Here is an 18,271-nt window from a genome sequence, read left to right on the forward strand (position 1 = left end):
AGAATCGGTGATGTTTGTAACTTTGTATCACAATTACGCATCCGATGGGCGGACTGTGATGCGTCGAGGGGAAAGGGTTTTCACCCCTGTAGGGCTTTCAAGCATCGATCTGCGCCGCAATCATTGCGCCACAACAGTCGCAGATATAACTATGCCTTCTCAGCCGCACTTTGCCCGCAGGTCTCCGAGCCGTAATCCGGAGCCGAACATTCAAGGCGAGAAAGCGGGACTAATCAAAGGGGCCGGCAATGGAACTTCTGACTCCATAAGGCGGGTAGTAGAGGAAGGCAGCTACATCATGCCGGCCGACTCGACGAAGCAGATCGGAGAGGCGGAGCTCGGCGACATGGGCGCGCGCGGCTTCAGCCCACGCAGCGCGCGCGAGGGTGTCGATGTGCGGCTGAGCAACGGCGAATACCGGCTGCCGCCCGAGCAGGTTCACGCCGTCGGCGTGCAGGCGCTCGACGCGCTGAAGAACGCGACGCACGAGCAGGTGGGCGATGGCCCTGGCTTCGGGCCGGGCAGCGCGTCGGAGGCGATGTTCTTCGCCGACGGCGGGATGGTGACGCGCAAAGGGAACGTCTACAGCGGCGGCAACGTCACGGGGTCGGTGAGCATCAACGGCGCGGCGCCGGGCGGGACGGTCAGCACGATCGACGGTGCGGCGCCTGCACCAGCAGCAGGCGCAGCGCCGGTAGCGACCCACGCAGTGCGGTTCGTGGGCGGCTTCTCGGGGCGGCCCGCGCCCGAAGCACCGGCTGCCGCAGGCCCCGGTCTGGGCTTCCGGCCGCGCGGCTACGCCAACGGCGGACTGGTGGACGAAGAGGCACGCCGGCGCGCGAACAGCTTCGGCGACGCCGCGGCAGCCGCGCGCGACTCGAGCGTCACGCAGCTCGGCGCGCCGCGCCCGGCGGCTGCCAGCGCCGGCAGCAGGGATCTCGGCGCGAGCATCCCGGCACCGCTGCCGATGCTGACGCCCTCCCTGCCGCCGAGCCCGCAGGCGCAGCAGCTGGCGGGCTTTGGCGCGCCGTCGGCAGCTGGTGCCGGCCGTGGCGCGATCAATCCGCCGCCGGCGCGGCCCGCTGCTGACGCGGTGACCGCAGCGAACGACGCCTCGCTCCGGTTCAGTGGCTACCCGCTGACCGACGAGCAGCAGTCTCGCGTGGTTGCGCGCTTCGATCAGGACGCACGCGACCGTGCCGCCGGCGCCGAGGCGGCGCGCCAAGGTGTGCCCCCCGTCTTCGGCATCAGCGCGCCGGCTCCCGCACCCGCTACAGCCCCGGCGCCCGCGACGCCCGCAGTCGTCGCACCGCCGCCCACTGCAGCGCCGGTGCCGCAGCCAGCAGCGGCTGCGCAGCTTGCGGATAGCAGCGTCCCAGCACCTGGTGGATTCGGCCCGACGGCGCGCAGCGGGCCCGCCGCCGGAAGCCTCGAGGATGCCAACGCCCAAGCTGCGAACCTGCGCGCGTTCAATGCGTCGGTGCCGGTCGGCGGGCTCACGGTGATCAACAACCCCGGGCCGGCGGCAGCGCAGGCCATGTTCGACCAGGCCGACCTGCGCACGGCAGCCGCGCGCGGCGCGTGGAGCCCGCGGCGCGGCTTCCAGTCCGACCAGGGCGCCGTGGCGGCGGCCGCCATCCCGGTGCAGAACCGCCAGCAGGCAGAGCTCGAGGCCGGGCGCCAGGCAGCCGATACGCAACGCGCGGGTCTGGGGTTCCAGAGCGCGGCCCAGCGCGAGGCGGCCGCCGCGCGGCTGCAGGCCGAGCGCATCGCGGCCGAGGACCGGCGCGCGGCCGACACCAACTCGATCCGGCGCGAGGAGGTGGCCGGCGCCAACCGGCTGCGCGACACGCAGGTCGCAGCTGCGGAGGACGAGGCCGCGCTGCGCCGCATCGTGCTGGATCCGAAGACCTCGGTGTCGGAACGAGCACGCGCCCAGCAAGGGCTGCTCGCGATGCAGGGCAAGGTCGCAGGAGGCGAGTGGAAGCCGGTGGCGCTGCAGGGCAGCACCGACGCATCGGGCAACAAGACGGAAGGCGTGCTGGCGGCGGTCAACTCGGCGACTGGCGAAGTGCGGCGGCTGGATCAAGGGCAGGGCGGGGTGGCGTTGCCCCCGGGGATGGTGCGTCAAGTCGGCACATCGAGCGGGAAACCGGTCTACGAAGATGCCCAGGGTCGCCGGTTCATTGGTGCCTGAGGATCCGGAGGCACGCTCGAGATTAGAGCAAGCTTCCGGCGGCCCCGATGACGCCGCCGGCGACGGAAGTAAGCAAGGGATGTTCGAGGAACCGTCTCAGCAGACCCTTCGCTTCCGCCTTTTCCTCTTTCGTTCCGCTACTGGCCTCGATCAGCTTCAGCAGCTCGTCTACGCTGTTCTTCACGACCTGCTCGTTGTTATTGCCGATTGCGACGTTGGTTGAATTGCTAATGTTGTATGTGTGATTCTGTACGAGTTCGATCTTAATTCCTGGGTCGGAGCCGTCCTCGATGACGTCAACTCCGTTTGCAGAAATGCGCGCCCGAAGAACTTCTCGAGGGCCACCTATGGAGTCAATAAAATGAACATCGGCAAGACCATGCCTCTCCAATTGCTCAAGCACTCGCACTAAATCACCATCAATGACTGGGGGTGCAAGTTTGCTACCGACTGGCTTGTAGTTTGGGTTGCTACGGTGGTCGTACAAATCCTGCAGCAAGATGCCGCGTAGTTCAGTGTCTTTCACGAAAAGTCCTCCTGACGAAAGGCTAGCTGATTCGATTTCCATCGCCTACTGGTAAATCCCCGCTCGACGGTGCTGGCCCCCCGTAGGGTTCGACTCGGCTGTGCGTCAGCGGAAGACTGGTGCGATGAACATCAATACCCACTCCCTGACGCCTCAAGAGATCGTTGACGCAGCGGCCTCGGTGCGCGAGCGCACGCGGGCCTTTGTGAAAGAGCGCATGCGCGCCGAAGACGAGGCAATCAAGGCGGAGCGCGAGCGGGTGCAGGCCGCATGCTTGCGCTCGACTGGACACGTCTTCGGAGTGGCGCCAAGCTTTTACGGAGCAGACTATCGGGCCTGCGTGTACTGCGGGGCCGTGCCGAACAAGGCCTCGGCTCGCACCGACCCGATGGAGCGGTGCGAAAGCGACGTTTGAACTACGAGGCTGGGGTGTCGAGTTGGGTTACCCGCTCAAGCCACTCACGCAGCTTCTTGCTCTCTTGCGCTTCCTCAGGCAGTTGCAGTGTCTTCGGATCGAATTGACCGCGCTGTTGCAATTGCTCCAATGCTGCGAACAATAGCGCGCGCGTCCCCCGGAGCGCTACCTGCGTCGCCTTCAATTCAATCTCGACGCGCCGAATGTGTTCGGTGAGATGGTTGATGTTCATTTCGTCCGCCCCTTGCGGGGTCCTGTTGTGGTGACCGGACTCTACCCCGCGAGGGGCGGCCCCCTCTAGGGCTCGACTACCCCCTCCCTCGTGCAGAGGATGGGGGAATGGCAACCGACCTTAAGCCCTTCAATGGGCAGCTCGACACACCCTCGCGAAACCTCAAGCCATTCGCGGGTGAACTCGACCCGCCTGAAAGCCCGAAGAGAACCGCAATCGACGTTGCCAAGGACGTCGGCATCACCGCGCTGAAGGGCGCCGTGGGTCTGCCGCAGAGCGTGGTCGGCCTCGCGGATTCTCGTGACTGGCGGCCAGGCCGGCAAGGCGGTCGAGGATGCCGGCGTGCGGTTCAAGGACACGCAGGCCTTCCTCGCTGCCCAGTACTCCGACGCGCAGAAGGCCGCCAACCAGAAGGTGGCCGAGACCGACGGCTTCGTGGGCACGGCCCAGGCGATGCTCGAGAACCCGAGCACGATCGCAACCAGCGTGGGCGAGTCGATCCCGCAGATGCTCGGCGGCGCCGGCGTTGCGCGCGGCGTGCTGGCCACGGGCGCGAAGGTCGCGCCAGCGATCGCCGGGGCCATCGGCGAGGGCGTGCTGGGTGCTGGCTCGCAGGCAGAGCAGGTCCGCCAGGAGACGGCGGATGGCCTACTCACGCCGAAGCAAGTGGCGCTGACCGCGGCGTCCGGTTTGACTACCGGCGCGTTTGGCGTGCTCGGCGGCAAGGTGTCGCAGCGCCTCGGCGTCGGCGACGCCGACACCATGCTGGCGCAAGGAGCGATCCGTGGCGCGGGCCCTGCCTCGCAGCGCTCGCTGGCGCGCCAGATGGGCGAGGGCGTGCTGTCCGAAGGCGTGCTCGAGGAGGTGCCGCAGTCGATGGCCGAGCAGGCGCTGCAGAACCTCGCGCTCGACAAGACCGTGGGCGAGGGCGTCGGGGCCTCCGCGGCGCAGGGCCTGCTGGCTGGCGGCGCGATGGGCGGCGGCGCGGCGCTGGTGCACGGCGTCGGCGCGCGCGGCGAGCCAGCGGCGGCGACACCGGCGCCCGCACTCGCACCCGCTCCTGACCCGCTGCAGCTCGGCTACGAGCCGGACACGCTGGTCGCGTTCCCCGACGGAACCGTCGGCCGGCAGGCCGAGGTCGACGCCTACCTCGCGCGACTGCCGGAAAACCAGCGCGCCGCCGAGCGCGCGCGCCTCATGGGGCTGTCGCCGCAGCCGTCGGCCCCGACCATCGAGACACCAGCTGGCGCGCCTGCCGCGCGCGCGGCACCGCTGCCGTCGCAGGCCATGGGTATCGATCCCGCCGCGGGCCCGCTCTCCACCGGCGCGGCGATCGCGGTGGATTCCGGCGCGCACGGCCAACTGCTGCAGGACGCGCAACGCCAGGCCGACGCCGCGGCGCTGGCCGAGCAGGAGCAGGCCACGGCCGCCAACCGCGCGGCGCCGCCGGTGCTCGACTACTCCGACCTCGACGAGCGCGATCGCGCGCTCTACGACGACTACTTCCGCGCGCTCGACCGTGAGACCGAGGGGCACATCGCCGCCGCGCTCGCGGACGACGTGCCCGACTTCGGCGGCCGCAACGTCACCGATGAACAATTCCTCCGCGCCCTTGGCGCGAACGACCAGGAGATCGCAAATGCCATTCAAGTTGCCCGCGGAGCCACGGGCCCGGAAGAACGTGCTGGCGGCGCTGCTGCGCCTGAGGCAGATGTCGCCGAAGGCGCGCGACCGGCTGCTGCTGCAGCTCCAGTCCAACAAGGACAAGCCGAGCCAGCGCAAGCAGTAGCGGCGCCGGTCACGCCGGCCACGACCGCGCCGGCGTCGGAGGCGCCGACGAGCGTGCAGGACGGCATTGCGCGGGCGCGCGGCCGGCGCGCAAAGGCGCCAGCGCCAGCAGCACCGGCAGCGGCAGCGGCCCCGGCCGGAGCTCCAGTTCCCAGCGTCGAGGGCAGGGCAGTGTCGACGGCGCGGCGCGAGAAGGCGCTGCAGCGTGTCGAGGACGGCAAGGCATGGTTCCTGTCGCAGGGCAAGGCGGAAGCCTTCGTGAGCGAGAACGGCCTGGACGGCACGCACGAAGTGGTGCCGGAGAACCGGCGCTTCGTGGTAAAGCAGAAGACCGCCGCCAGCACGGCGCCGGCCGCGCCGACCGTCCCAACTGCGCGCCCCGAACCGCGTGAGCCGCTGCCGGCCGCCAAGCAATCGGGCCGCCTGGCGGATGGCGAATGGGCGACCTTCGCGGCGGACTCTGGAACGAAGGGCGTGCCGCGCGCGCAGATGCCGCAGATCCGCGCCGAGCACCGCGGTGCGATGGTCAACTTCATGAATGCTCGCGGCATCGCGCACGCCGAAGAGACGGTGCCGGCCGACAGCCTCAAGCCGACCCAGGCGGAGTTCAGCCCCGAGCGCGTGCAGCGGGCCAGCGAGTTCACCGGTGGCGATCGCGCGATCATGGTGTCCAGCGATGGCCACGTGCTCGATGGCCACCACCAGTGGCTTGCCGCGCGGGACAAGGGCGAGGACGTGCGCACGATCCGCCTGGATGCGCCGATCGACCAACTGCTGGAGGCCGCGCGGGAGTTCCCCAGCTCGACGATGGACGACGCTTCGGCGCCAGCCCCTGTCCCCGCGCCGGCGCCGCAGGCCTCCCCGCCGCCGCCCAGTCGGCCGGGAAAGCCGCGTCTCGGCGAGAGCGCCGATGCTGTCTGGAAGGCGATCCAGCGGGCCAGTGGTGGTGTGGTCTCCAGCGAGGCAGGGGGCCGGGTCTTGTATCCCACGCTGCGCGTGGTGGCGGGCCAGGACTTCCAGATGGCTGCTGACGGATCGCTGCGCGTGGTGGTGCCACGCTCTGGCGGCATCGCAGTACGTGACGCGACCCGCGACGAGGTCGATGAGTTCCATCGCGATCTGGAAGGCGATCGGGTGCAGGTGCTTCTGATGACGCCGCCGGGCTATGCCAGCGAGTACAAGGCGCAGCGCGTTCTCCGAGAGATGCACAGTCCTTCTGGCTTGGCCTTCCAGTCGGGACGACCAGTTGCGGCGAAGGAGCCCGAGAAAAAGCGCCCGCCGCGCGCGTCAGCGGCTGCGCCCGCCGAGAGCATCCAGGACGCTGGCGAGAAGATCGGCGGCGCGCGCAAGGACCGTTGGAAGGAGCGCGGCCTGAACGTGTCCGACCTGAACGAGATGAGCGAGGCCGAAGGAGCCGAACTCGCCACGAAGGCGAACATCTGGAAGCCCGACTGGTCGGCGCTGGTCGGCGGCGGCATGAACCCCGTGACCGCGGCATCGGCAAAGGTGGTCTACGACCGCCTCGCGGCCCAGCCGAAGGACAACACGCCGGCCGGCCGCCGCCGCTACGTGCGCATGATGCAGGCGGTGCGCGCGGTGTACAGCGAGCTCACCCCGGAGAACATCGCCGGCGCGAAGGAGCGCCTTCTGTTCGACCATCTGCAGTGGACCGATGGTCTTGGCGCAACGAGCAGCGATCGCGCGCGGCGCAACGCCGAGGGGATCGAGGACCTGGCCGCGCATCGGCGCGAGGCGCGCGCCACGCTATTCTCGGTCTACAAGGGGCGCAGCGATCCGTTCGTGCTAGACCACTCCGACCTGATGCGCGTGCGCAAGATGATGGCCGACGGGTTCCCCGCGAAGGGCGAACCGTGGGCCAGGCGCTTCGGCGTTCGGGAATCCAGCGGCAAGTCGCTCACGCCTCGCGGGCGCGAGCTCACGCTCGAGCAATCTGCGGAGGCGGGCACGCCGCTGACCGCCGAGCAAGTCGCAGGCTCCTACTTCGAGGTCCGGCGGCAGATCGGCGGGCGCACGCTGGCCTACGCGATGACGCGCGCGGACGCCGAGGCGGCGGCGCGGCGCCTCTATGAGTCCGAGCTGGCCAGCGCGACCCGCGGCAAGGAGCCCGAGCGGCCGCACCTCGACGTGCTGCAGCGCACGGGCCTGCCGCAGCGCCTGGACCGCGATGCCACGCCGGACGACTTCATTCGCGACTTCGGTTTCCGCGGCATCGAGTTCGGCAACTGGAGCGCGCAGGACGAGCGCCAGCGCATCATCAACATGGCCTACGACGGCCTGAGCGACCTCGCACAGATCATGGGCGTACCGCCTTCGGCAATGAGCCTGAACGGCACCATGGGCCTGGCCTTCGGCGCGCGCGGTGGCGGCCGCTTCGCCGCGCACTACGAGCCCGGCCGGCTGGTCATCAACATGACCAAGATTCGCGGCGGCGGCAGCCTGGCGCACGAGTGGGCGCATGCGCTGGATCACTACTTCGGCGAGCTCGAGCAGGGCGATGCCTATCAGGGAAAGGCGCGCGGCGCGAGCGGCTGGTACGAGCAGGGCAGGTACGACGGCACCCCGCAGTCTTCCGGCCGCCGCGGTCGGCTCGCGAACCTGCGTCCGGAGCTCGCCAGCGCGTTCGATCGGGTCATGAGCACCATCTACCGCGAGCAGCTCGATCGCGCGGCGCTGGTGCGCGAAGCCGAACTGACGCTGGAGCGCGCGCAGGCGCGCCTGGCCGGCACCACCGATGAAGACTTGAAGCGGATCTACAGCCGAGGCGTCGAGTCGGCGCGCGAGGGCTTGAACGAGGCCCTGGGTCTACCGCCCGATGCGGTGCGGCAGGGCCGCAAGGAGAGCAGCTACTACGAGTCGTCGCTCGGCATCAAGGAGGGGAAGGAGAGCTACTGGACGCGCCCGACCGAGATGTTCGCGCGCGCCTTCGAGTCCTGGGTGTTCGATCGCATCAAGGCGATGGGTGCTCGCTCCGACTACCTGGTGCACGGCGTCGAATCCGGCGTGCAGTACCCAGCCGGCCTCGAGCGGGCTCGAATCAACGAGGCGTTCGACCAGCTCGCCGCGACGATCGAGACACGCGCCGGAGAGAACGGCAACACCGCGCTGTTCCGCCGCGCGGACGACGGGCTCGCCGGCATGTCGCCCGCGGCGGCCGACGCCATGCGCGCGTTGTCCCGCCGGACCTACTCGCCGCAGGCGCGCACGCAGGCCGTGGCCATCGTGCGGAAGACGGTCGACGCGATCCGCAGCGCCTGGGGCAATGCGCCGGACATCGTGGTGGCCTTCGACATGAACGACGCTGCCGTGCCAGAGGCCGCGCGCCGCGCGGATCTGCGCCAGCGCAGCGGCGGTGCCCGCGGCGCGCCGGAAGGCTTCTACTACCGCGGCAAGGCCTACCTGATGGCGTCCCGGCTGGGCACGCCCGAGGACGCGGCCCGCGTGCTCTACCACGAGGTGCTGGGCCACCATGGGCTGCGCGGCACCTTCGGCAAGCAGCTGGACGGCGTGCTGAACCAGATCGCGACGATGCGCCGCGCCGAGGTCGACGCGAAAGTGCGCGAATACGGCCTGCGCGGCGTGAACAAGCTGGACCGGCGCGCAGCGGCAGAGGAGGTGCTGGCCGAGATGGCGCAGAACACGCCCGAGCTGCACTTCGTGCGGCGCGCGGTGGCCGCCATCCGCACCTGGTTGCGCGAGAACGTGCCCGGATTCCGACGGCTGCGCCTCACCGACGACGAGATCATCCGGAACTTCATCCTGCCGGCGCGCGCGTTCGTGGAGCGCAGCGCCGGCGCCGCGGTGCCGCGCGCCGGGCTCGCGTTCAGCAGGGCCGAAGGCGTCGACCCGGACGCCGAGAGCCGCGCCTTCCTCGACGGCGCGCCGGTGGCGCAGATGACCGGGAAGGAGTTCGCGCCGGATGGCGTGCCGATCACCGAGAAGGTGACCAAGCACTACGCGACGACGGGCAATGCACTGGTGGAGGTGCCTGGCATCGGCCTCGTGTCGCTCGATCGCCAGGCTGTGAAGAGCAGCCTATTCCACGGCATCGGCCGGGACAAGGCCACGGCCTTCGCTGCGGTGCCTGACGTGCTGAAGAACGGCAAGATCATCCACGCGGAGGCGATGGAGGGCGCGCGCGACGCAGGCATGGTTTACCACGTCGCCGCACCGGTGCGCATCGGCGATCGCGACATGGTGGAAGTGGTGCTGGTGAAAGCGGACTCGAATGCCAAGCGCATGTACGTGCACGAGGTAGTCCTGAGAGAGAAGCTCCGGCAGCCCGCCGTCGAGGCTGGTGCAGGTGCAGCCGGAGCTGGGGTGCAGACCAGAGCGGATGCCGGAGCAATCCGTAGTGTCCTGGATCGCATCTACAGCGTCAACCCGGCCCCGGGCGAGCCCACGAGCACCGACCAGACCTCGACGGCCGCCTTCCGCGCGTGGTTCGGCGACAGCAAGGTAGTGGACGCTCAGGGCGCGCCGCTCGAGGTGTTCCATGGCACCACGGCGCAGTTCACGGCCTTCAGCAACGAGTTCCTCGGGGAGGGGGATGGCAATGCCGACTGGGGCAACGGGTTCTACTTCACGGATCAGAAGCCGGCCGCCGAAGGCTATGCGCAGGGAGAGGGCGGCCGCGTGCTGGACGTCTATCTGTCGCTCAAAAACCCCGCGCCGCTCGAGGTGGTCAACCACGTCATGGAGCAGCCTGGCGCAGAAATGGACGACGACTATGTCCGACAGGAACTCGTCAGCCGCGGCTATGACGGAATCATCGTGAACCACAAGGACGGCGGGCGCGAGTTCATCGTCTTCAAGCCCGGACAGATCAAGAGCGCCAGTGGCAATGCCGGGACCTTCGACGACTCGAACCTCGACATCATGTTCAGCCGCTCGACGGTCGGCGAGTACGCGCGCACCGCGGCCGCCGAACTGAACAAGACGTTCTCGGCGCCGGGCCGGCTCAGCTGGTGGCACAAGACCATCGGCACCATGTACAACCTGGCCGAGCGCTCGCCGGCATTCAAGCCCGTCTTCGATGCGGCGCAAGGCTTCGTCGACGACGTGAGCCACTACGCCACCGACGCGGCCGAGCTGGCGCCCAAGCTGCTGCCGAAGCTGGAGACGTGGCGCGACATCAAGAAGTCGCCGATCTCTGCGGCCGACAACACCGCGGTGGCCAAGCCGGTATTCGAGGGCACGCTGACGTGGGCACGCGACGAACAGGGCGCCCCCGTGCAGGTGCAGACCCTGATCGATGCCGCGGCCGGCCTTACCTCCGAGCAGAAGGCGCAGCGCCTGCTGCGCAACGGCATGCTGGACGAGCGCATGCTCAAGGCCTGGCAGGGCATGCCCCTCGAGTCCTACGAGAAGGCGGTGGCTTCGCGGTACGAGTCGCGCATGCTGCAGCCGGGCGTGGTCTGGAGCGATGCCGAGCTGCGCAGCATGTTCCAGCTGACGGACGACCAGGTGGCGCTGTACCGCGAATTCCGCGAGGCGACGGACCGCAGCCTCGACACCATGGCGCGCGCCGACATGCTGCGCTTCGCCGGCGACGATGCGAAGGGCCTGCGCACGATGGTGATGGACGCGCCGGACGCGCAGGCGGCGGCAGTGCTGATCCGCGATCACCTGGCGCAGCTGGCCGGCGACCAGCCCGACCGCGCAACGCTGCTGATGAACACCGCGAACGGCATCATGGATCGGGCCGACAAGGTGCGCGACCTGCAGGCGCGCGGCTACGCGCCGCTGTCGCGCTTCGGCCGCTACTCGGTCGACGTCGTCGACGCCAAGGGCGAGCGGCAGTACTTCGGCCTGTTCGAGACCGCGCGCGAGGCCAACACGATGGCGGCGCGCATGCGCGGCGAGTTTGGCGAGGCCGCGGTCAGCCAAGGCACGCTGTCGGAGGAGGCCTTCAAGATGTTCGCCGGCGTCACGCCCGAGACGCTCGAGCTGTTCGGCAACGCGCTGGGCCTCGACTCGACGGGCGATCGCGCGCAGGACCAGGCCTTCCAGGAGTACCTGAAGCTCACGAAGACCAACCGCAGCGCCATGCGCCGCCTGATCCATCGCAAGGGCATCGCCGGCTTCAGCGAGGACGTGGGCCGCGTGCTTGCCAGCTTCATCTACAGCAACGCGCGGCAGACCGCCGCCGGCCTCAACATGGGCGACCTGGGCGAGGCCGTGAACGCGATCCCGAAGGAGCAGGGCGAGCTGAAAGACGTTGCCGTCCGCCTGGCCGAGTACGTGAAGAACCCGCAGGAGGAGGCCCAGGCCGTGCGCGGCTTGCTGTTCGCGCAGTACCTCGGCGGCTCGATCGCTTCGGCGTTCGTGAACATGACGCAGCCGGCCGCTGTGACGTTTCCGTGGCTCAGCCAGTTTGGCGGCGCGCGCAAGGCGGCCGCGGCGCTGGGCATTGCCGCGAAGAACATGAGCACGAAGGGCTTCGAGTTCGAGCCCGACCTCGCCAAGGCGCTCAAGACCGCCGAAGACGAGGGTGTCGTCGCACCGCAGGAGGTGCACCAGCTCATGGCGCAGGCCCGCGGCTCGGGCTCGCTACGCGCCGGCGACGGCACGCGGTTGGGCGACGCACGCGCCGCCGGGCAGAACGCGCTGGCGCGGCTGTCGCTCGCATGGGGCAAGGTCTTTGGCGCGGCCGAGCAGGTGAACCGCCGGATCACATTCATCGCCGCCTACCGCGTGGCGCGCGATCGCGGGGAGGCTGACCCGGCCGCGTTCGCAAGCCGCGCGGTGCGCGAGACGCAGTTCGTCTACTCAAAGGCCTCGAAGATGCAGTGGGGCCGCGGCGCCGTCGGCGGCACGCTCATGACCTTCAAGACCTACTCCATCGCCTATCTCGAGCTGCTGCACCGCATGTACACGCAGGGTGGGCCCGAAGGGAAGCGCGCCGCGCTGCTGGCGCTCGGCATGCTGATGCTGATGGGCGGCTCGGGCGGCCTGCCGTTCGCCGAGGATGCCGAGGACGTGGCCGACGCGCTCGCGCAACTGCTGGGCTACAACTTCTCGGCGAAGAAGGCGCGCCAGGAAGTGCTCGAGGCGATGTTGCCGAAGGGCATCGCCGACTTCCTCGACAAGGGCGTGAGCGGCCTGCCGGGCGCGCCGCTCGACGTGTCCGGCCGCCTGGGCATGGGCAATCTGATCCCTGGCACCGGGCTGCTGCAGCAGAAGACCAGCCACACGCGCGACGTGCTCGAGGTCGCGGGCCCGGCCGGCGACTTCGCAAGCCGCATCTTCTCCGGCGCGCTTGGTGTGGCGAAGGGCGACGTCGGCGCTGGCGCGCTGGAAGTGGCACCCACGGCTGTACGCAACGCGGCGAAGGGCGTGGACATGGCTGCCACTGGCATGTACCGCGACGCCAAGGGCTACAAGGTGCTGGAGACCAGCCACCTCGAGGCAGCGCTGAAGGCGATCGGGTTCCAGCCGCAGAGCGTGGCCACCATCCAGGAAGCGAACGCCCTCAACCAGCAGGCGAAGGGCTTCTACAACTTGCGCGCCCAGGAGATCCGCGCGCAGTGGGCCGCGGGCATCTTCGAGAAGGACGATGCGAAGGTGCGCGCGGCACGCGAGGAGATCGCGGACTGGAACGCGAAGAATCCCGACCAGCCGATGCTCATCCGGGTGCCAGACATCATGCGTCGCGTGCGCGAGATGCAAAAGTCGAAGGACCAGCGCATCGCGGACACGGCGCCGCGTGCAATGCGCATCCAGATGCGCGATGACCTCGCAAAGGCCCGTGCAGACTAAGGTCGGCTAGCAAAGTTGGGGCGTTGACAAGCCCTAAGCCCGAAGCTCCTTCACCAAGGCTTTCTCCCAAAGTTTTTCTGGGCTATGACGCACACCCTCTCATCCAGTTTTTCCGCCAAAAGCTCAACAAACTGCTTTAGCTGAGTTACTTTGGCTTTGGTGATTGGCTCCTTTTTTCCGTGAGCAATTTTGTTCCGGATTTCCAGGTAACCCTTGAGCCTAGACTGAACAGTTTTGTTGTCACAATTCTGCCAACGAATGGAATCCATTGGTTCGTAGATGCCTATCCCGGCGAACATTTGGTTTATCACATTGACATGTGGATTCGACCGAGGCGGTCTTACCAACTTGATGACAGCGTCGGGATCCGCGGCCTTTCCAGCGAGAACGATAAGGCCAAGCTCCGTGTGCAACTCCTCAACGAACCCTTGGAAGTGCGCCGTAGATAGCACGAAGGCTGCGCGGTTGATGGCGTCAACTTCTTTGGGCTTGCCCCTTCCAGGTGTCGTGACAAGTGCATGGACGACTTGCGCAACTTGGGCAAGTTGTCCGCCGGCATTCTGTGCGGCTATTTCCGCATTGTTTATTTTGGTAATTGCTTGGTGGGCATTAATAAGCTGATCGATATCTTTTAGTCGATCGGATAAGTTACTTAAGGCTTTGGAAGTCATCCTCTCCTCGCGCGAGTTGTTGTGGAGACACGAGTATGCTGTAAGGCAGAGTTGGTGCGAAGCGCGAGCTGCAACTTTGGGTCGAATAAGCTTCGGCCATCGATACTTAAGACTCAACGGTTCCGCTCTGCCAGATTCAAGTTCGGCCCCCTCTAGGGTTCGACCTGCAGGGGTGGCGTGGGCAGCATCGCTGCACCCTAGGAGCCTTCTTTATGACCATCCAGATGAGCGTGGCGCTGCGGAATGCCCGCAGCGCCCAGATCGAGACAAGCATCGGCACGACGCCGAAAGTGCAGATCCGCACCGGCGCCCAACCGGCCAACTGCGCTGCAGCCGACACCGGTACGCTCCTCGCTGAGTTCGCGCTGGCGTCCGACTGGGCGAGCCAGGCCGCTGGCGTGCTGACGCTAGGCACCCCGATCAGCGCGACGGCCGTGGGCAACGGCACGGCGGCCCACTATCGCTTCAAGGACAGCGCTGGCACGACGTGCCACATGCAAGGAAGCGTGAGCGCGACGGGCGGTGGTGGCGACCTCACCGTGGACAACACGTCGATCGCAGCCAGCCAGACCGTGCAGATCACGGGCTGGACGATCACCGAGGGCAATGCCTGAGTCATGGTCGAGATCACGGCCGATCGGGTCTACGAGACCAGCACGACAACGGGCGCAGGCGCGTACACGCTCGCGGGTGCGATCGCGGGCTTCCGTGCGTTCTCGGCGGTTTGCGCGAACGGCGACGTCGTGCGTTGCTTCGTCGAGGATGTTGACGGAAGCGGCGTGCCGAACGGAGGCTGGGAGGTCGGGGTTTACACCTGGGGCACTGGCAACACGCTCGCGCGCACCAGCATCGAGGCCAGCAGTAACGGCGGCGCTGCGGTGAACTGGGCGCCGGGAGCGCGACGCATTGGGCTGACCGCAACCGCCGGCAGGCTGCAGCTGTTGGACCCAACCTTCGTTCCCGGCAGCATGTCGAAGTGGACCGCGGCCAAGGCGCGCGGCGCGAGCAGCCCGGCGCGCCTGGCCTTCTGCGGGGACAGCAACGTCGCGGGGCAGGGCACCGGGACCGGTACAAACGGTCTGACCGGCGCGGCTTTGACGTGCATGGCGCGCAAACTCGCGACCCTGGCCGGGTTTCAGGTCGAGAGCTTCTTCGGCGAGCAGAACGTGCTTGGCGCCGGTGGCACTGTGGTGGGCTACGATTCGCGCATCACGTTGGGCTCGGGGTGGGCGGGCGACACCGCGCCCAACGTGTTCGGCGGCCGATTCATGAAGTCCACCGCGGCGCCTGCAGGGCGTCTCACCTTCTCGCCTGCCGCGGCGTTCAGCAAGTTCCGCATCTGGCACCCGATCTCGTCTGTGGGCAATACTGCGACCACGGTCTACGTCGACGGGTCGCTGGTGGATACCTTCTCGGAGGTCGGTTCGAACGCCTTCACCTCGAAGGACTACACCGTGAGCGCCGGGACGCATGTGATCGGTATTGGTGGGGGCGCGACCGGCAACGTCTTCGTGGCCGGGATCGAGACCTTCGACGGATCGAGCGCACCGGTGATGCTTGCCGGCGGCTGGAGCGGTGCCAAGGTGGCAGACATCAACGGTACGTCAGACCCTTGGTCGTATCGAAACTCGCTGGCCGCGATGGCACCGGACTTCACCATCGTCTACTGCACCATCAACGATGCGAACTCCAAGACCGCCGGCAACACCTACTACGCGGCGTTGGAGGCCTTCGTCAAGGCCATTTCCGTGACGTCGGGAGGCTGCCTGTGCCTCGGCTTCCCTGCGAGCGCGGCCGCCACGAACGATAGCTACTACGACGCGCTGGCGGCTTCGCTGAGGAATCTCGCCGCGGACTACGGCTGGTTCTTCTACGATAGCCGCCGGGTGTTTGGCCGTTCCTTCGCGCGGGCGATCGACAAGGGCTACGCCTACGACAACTTGCACCCGAACGCGACGGGGTCGGACGCGATGGCAACCGACTTGTACGGCCTGCTGCGCGCGGCAGGGCTCTAAGAGGCCTTCATGCTTGGCTCTCGCCCGTTCGGCGCCACTCCACTCGCGGCAGTTGGCCGTCGGCCATCGGCCAACACGGCCGCGGCAGCTCAGACCCTGAGCGCCGTATCACAGGCCGCGCGTGTGGACACGCGCATCCTGCTGTGGAACCCCGCCGACGTGGGTGGCCCAGCGACTGTTTCCTCAGACCGCCAGACCCTGACGGTCGGTGTCGCGGGCGGCGGCCGTGCAGCCATTGGTAAGGCCGACGGCGTCTACCAGTTCGAGGTTGTCGCCAACCGCCAGTCCAGCACCTCCGCTTACATCGGCGTCGGTACCCTTGCAGCCATCACGGCCGGTGGACCCGGCGCGAACACGGACGGCAGTCGTGCGACCGGCTACCGCGCAGATGGCTCGGTGTGGACCAATGGCGCTCAAGTTGCTTCAGGTGGCTTCACTTGGCAAACGCCGCAGGTAGTAGGCGTGGTCGTGGACTACCCCGCCAACCAGCTCAGGTTCTACGTCAATGGCACGCTTCAGTCCGCGCTGACGCGGACCCTGACAAATTTCAACGGTGCGCCGCTGTACCCGATGTACGGTTCGGGTGGTGGCGGCGTCTCCGGGATGACGGCCAAGATCTCCGGTCTCAACTTCGCGTTCCCCATCGCGGGCGCGTCGGAGTGGCGTCCGGTCTACGTCGGTGCGAGTGCGGGTCAGACCCTTGATGGCATCTCGCAGAATGCTACGGCTGGCATGCCCTCAGTTCGTGCGTTCGGGGCCGCCCAGACCCTCGAGGCCGTCTCCCAGGTTGGTGCAGTAGTTCAGATAGTCGCTGTATCAGGCGTCCAGACCCTGGCGAACGTCTCGCAAACTGCAGGCACGACGGTTCGGGTTCAGGCAAGCGCGGTCCAAATGCTCGCGGGTGTGACGCAGGCAGCCGCCGCGGTTGTTTCTGGCGCCACGGCGGCCTTCTCTGCATCCCAGGCGCTTGAGGCCACGGCCCAGGCCGCTACTGCGATAGCGATCGCCAAGGCGTGCGCAGCGCAGGTGCTCGACGGAGTGGGGCAGAACGCGGATGGTCAAGTGCTTGCGCGCGCCGCGGGCGCACAGAGCCTGGACGCCGCAACGAGCGCGGCCACGGCCATCGCCATCGCTAGTGCACAGGCCCAGCAGACCCTGTCCGCCGTCGCACAGTTCGCTGCCGGAACCGTTGCCGATACTGTCCGCCGGCTGGTGGGCATCCAGATCCTGGACGGCATCTCCCAGGTCGCGCTTGTCCGCCGCAGCTACCTCTTCGAGCGCAATGAGCGCACGGTCGTTGTGATTCCCGAGACGAGGCGATTTGCCATCGGCGCGGAAGCGCGCGAGATGCTCGTGCAGCCCGAAGCACGCGAGGCCTTCGTGGTTCCAGAAGGCCGTCGTGCCGCCTTCTCCGATTGAAAGATTGTCATGGCCACCCAGAAGCCCACCACCTACGTCATCGATCGCTATGGCGACCGCGTCATCCAAAAAGACCCGGACGCGACGCTCGACTATCCGTTCGACTGGACCCAGTGGCTCGCCCTGAATCCGGGCGAAGCCATCGCCTCGGTCGAATTCATCGTGGACCCCTCGCTGACCATCGTCGATCAGGGTTTCGACGGCACGACTGCGACCGTCTGGTTGAAAGGCGGCATCAAGCCTGCCAGCGGAGCCAACAAGTTGCGGGTGACCTGTCGCATCACCACCACCAACGTCCCCGCACGGATCGACGACCGGTCCGTGTTCGTGGAGATCGTGGATCGTTGATTCGCTCCCCCTCTAGGGTTCGACGGCGCCGCCGTGCGCCGAAATCATCGGGGGCATGCGAAACGAAACCATCGACACCCTGGCCGCAGTGGGCGGCAAAGCGACCGCCACCGGCGTGGGCATGACCGGCGTCGGTTGGTTCCTCTCAAACGAGTTCTTCGGCTTGGTGGGTGCCGTGGTCGCCGTTGGCGGCCTGGTGCTCGCGTGGTACTACAAGCGCGAGGCCAACCGGCGCCAGGCCGTCGAACACGAGCTGCGGGTAGCGCGCCTGCGCCGCGGCATGTGTTCGGACACCGACCTCGGCGAGCTCGGGGAGGAAGGGTGATGAAGGGCCTGCGCGTCGCTGTAGCCACGCTCACCCTCTCGGCGGCCGGCTTTGCGGTGTGGGTCTCGAGCGAAGGCACCGGGCCGGTTGCGGTGCGGCCGGATGGCGTCGAAGTGCTGAAGCCCTACGTCCCCACTCAGGGCGATGTGCCCACGATCGGGCACGGCTCGACCCGCTACGAGGACGGCCGGCGCGTGACGCTGGCAGATCCCCCGATCACGCGCCGGCGCGCCGAAGAGCTGGCACGCAACCTGAATCGCGCCGAGGAACGACGCTTCGCCGCCTCGCTGCCCGGCGTGCAGATGACCCAGGAGGAGTTCGACCTCTACCTGGACTTCGTGGGCCAGTACGGGATGCCCAAATGGTCGAACTCGACCATGCGCCGCGAGCTGCTGGCCGGCCGGCCGGGTGCCGCGTGCGAAGCGCTCCTGCGCTACCGCTTCCAGGCGGGCCGGGATTGCGCGCTCCCGAAGAACTGGGGCCCGAAGGGCTGCAAGGGCGTCTGGCTGCGCCAGCAGGTGCGGCACAGCGCCTGCGTTGCCGCGCAGTAGGTGCT

The 18,271-nt window shown here is 67.8% G+C and carries 12 protein-coding genes; 9 read left to right on the top strand and 3 right to left on the bottom strand.

Features of this window, described 5'->3' with window-relative positions; all coding sequences use genetic code 11:
* The first annotated feature begins 298 nt into the window (after positions 1 to 298).
* Positions 299 to 2,197 carry a hypothetical protein gene (locus AC1HIL_RS17560; protein ID WP_479672329.1) on the top strand — a complete coding sequence of 633 codons (1,899 nt, stop codon included), beginning with the start codon at positions 299 to 301 and terminating at the stop codon, positions 2,195 to 2,197.
* A 22-nt stretch (positions 2,198 to 2,219) separates the two neighbouring features.
* Here the strand turns inward: AC1HIL_RS17560 and AC1HIL_RS17565 are convergent, their stop codons facing one another.
* Positions 2,220 to 2,723, bottom strand: a complete 504-nt coding sequence (locus tag AC1HIL_RS17565) for a hypothetical protein (RefSeq protein ID WP_479672330.1) — start codon at positions 2,721 to 2,723, stop codon at positions 2,220 to 2,222.
* 124 nt (positions 2,724 to 2,847) lie between these two features.
* On the opposite strand from AC1HIL_RS17565, the gene AC1HIL_RS17570 reads away from it, so the two are divergent.
* Positions 2,848 to 3,138, top strand: a complete 291-nt coding sequence (locus AC1HIL_RS17570) for a hypothetical protein (protein ID WP_479672331.1) — start codon at positions 2,848 to 2,850, stop codon at positions 3,136 to 3,138.
* A gap of 1 nt (position 3,139) precedes the next feature.
* Here the strand turns inward: AC1HIL_RS17570 and AC1HIL_RS17575 are convergent, their stop codons facing one another.
* Positions 3,140 to 3,370, bottom strand: coding sequence for a hypothetical protein (locus AC1HIL_RS17575; RefSeq protein WP_479672332.1), 231 nt, complete (start codon positions 3,368 to 3,370; stop codon positions 3,140 to 3,142).
* Positions 3,371 to 3,670: 300 nt separating this feature from the next.
* Between AC1HIL_RS17575 and AC1HIL_RS17580 the strand changes: the two genes are divergently transcribed.
* Positions 3,671 to 12,937: a PLxRFG domain-containing protein gene (locus AC1HIL_RS17580; protein WP_479672769.1), complete on the top strand. Its 9,267-nt coding sequence runs from the start codon at positions 3,671 to 3,673 to the stop codon at positions 12,935 to 12,937.
* 50 nt (positions 12,938 to 12,987) lie between these two features.
* Here the strand turns inward: AC1HIL_RS17580 and AC1HIL_RS17585 are convergent, their stop codons facing one another.
* A complete protein-coding gene (locus AC1HIL_RS17585; RefSeq protein WP_479672334.1) occupies positions 12,988 to 13,608 on the bottom strand; it encodes a HEPN domain-containing protein in 621 nt (206 codons plus the stop codon).
* A 212-nt stretch (positions 13,609 to 13,820) separates the two neighbouring features.
* Here AC1HIL_RS17585 and AC1HIL_RS17590 point away from each other — a divergent pair, with 212 nt between their 5' ends.
* The 6 genes from AC1HIL_RS17590 to AC1HIL_RS17615 all read left to right on the top strand — a co-directional run bounded on the left by AC1HIL_RS17590 (position 13,821) and on the right by AC1HIL_RS17615 (position 18,266).
* Entirely contained in the window at positions 13,821 to 14,222 is a 402-nt protein-coding gene (locus tag AC1HIL_RS17590; RefSeq protein WP_479672335.1) for a hypothetical protein, read from the top strand.
* Between the two features lie 3 nt (positions 14,223 to 14,225).
* Positions 14,226 to 15,623 carry an SGNH/GDSL hydrolase family protein gene (locus AC1HIL_RS17595; protein WP_479672336.1) on the top strand — a complete coding sequence of 466 codons (1,398 nt, stop codon included), beginning with the start codon at positions 14,226 to 14,228 and terminating at the stop codon, positions 15,621 to 15,623.
* Between the two features lie 123 nt (positions 15,624 to 15,746).
* Positions 15,747 to 17,042, top strand: coding sequence for an SPRY domain-containing protein (locus AC1HIL_RS17600; RefSeq protein ID WP_479672337.1), 1,296 nt, complete (start codon positions 15,747 to 15,749; stop codon positions 17,040 to 17,042).
* 9 nt (positions 17,043 to 17,051) lie between these two features.
* Positions 17,052 to 17,390, top strand: a complete 339-nt coding sequence (locus AC1HIL_RS17605) for a phage fiber-tail adaptor protein (protein WP_057590328.1) — start codon at positions 17,052 to 17,054, stop codon at positions 17,388 to 17,390.
* A gap of 55 nt (positions 17,391 to 17,445) precedes the next feature.
* Entirely contained in the window at positions 17,446 to 17,715 is a 270-nt protein-coding gene (locus tag AC1HIL_RS17610; RefSeq protein WP_479672338.1) for a holin, read from the top strand.
* Complete coding sequence (locus AC1HIL_RS17615; RefSeq protein WP_479672339.1) at positions 17,715 to 18,266, top strand: glycoside hydrolase family protein; 552 nt, start codon at positions 17,715 to 17,717, stop codon at positions 18,264 to 18,266. The genes AC1HIL_RS17610 and AC1HIL_RS17615 overlap by 1 nt, the downstream gene beginning before the upstream one ends.
* Positions 18,267 to 18,271 lie beyond the last annotated feature (5 nt).

The sequence above is a fragment of the Variovorax sp. ISS6 genome, assembly GCF_056523145.1.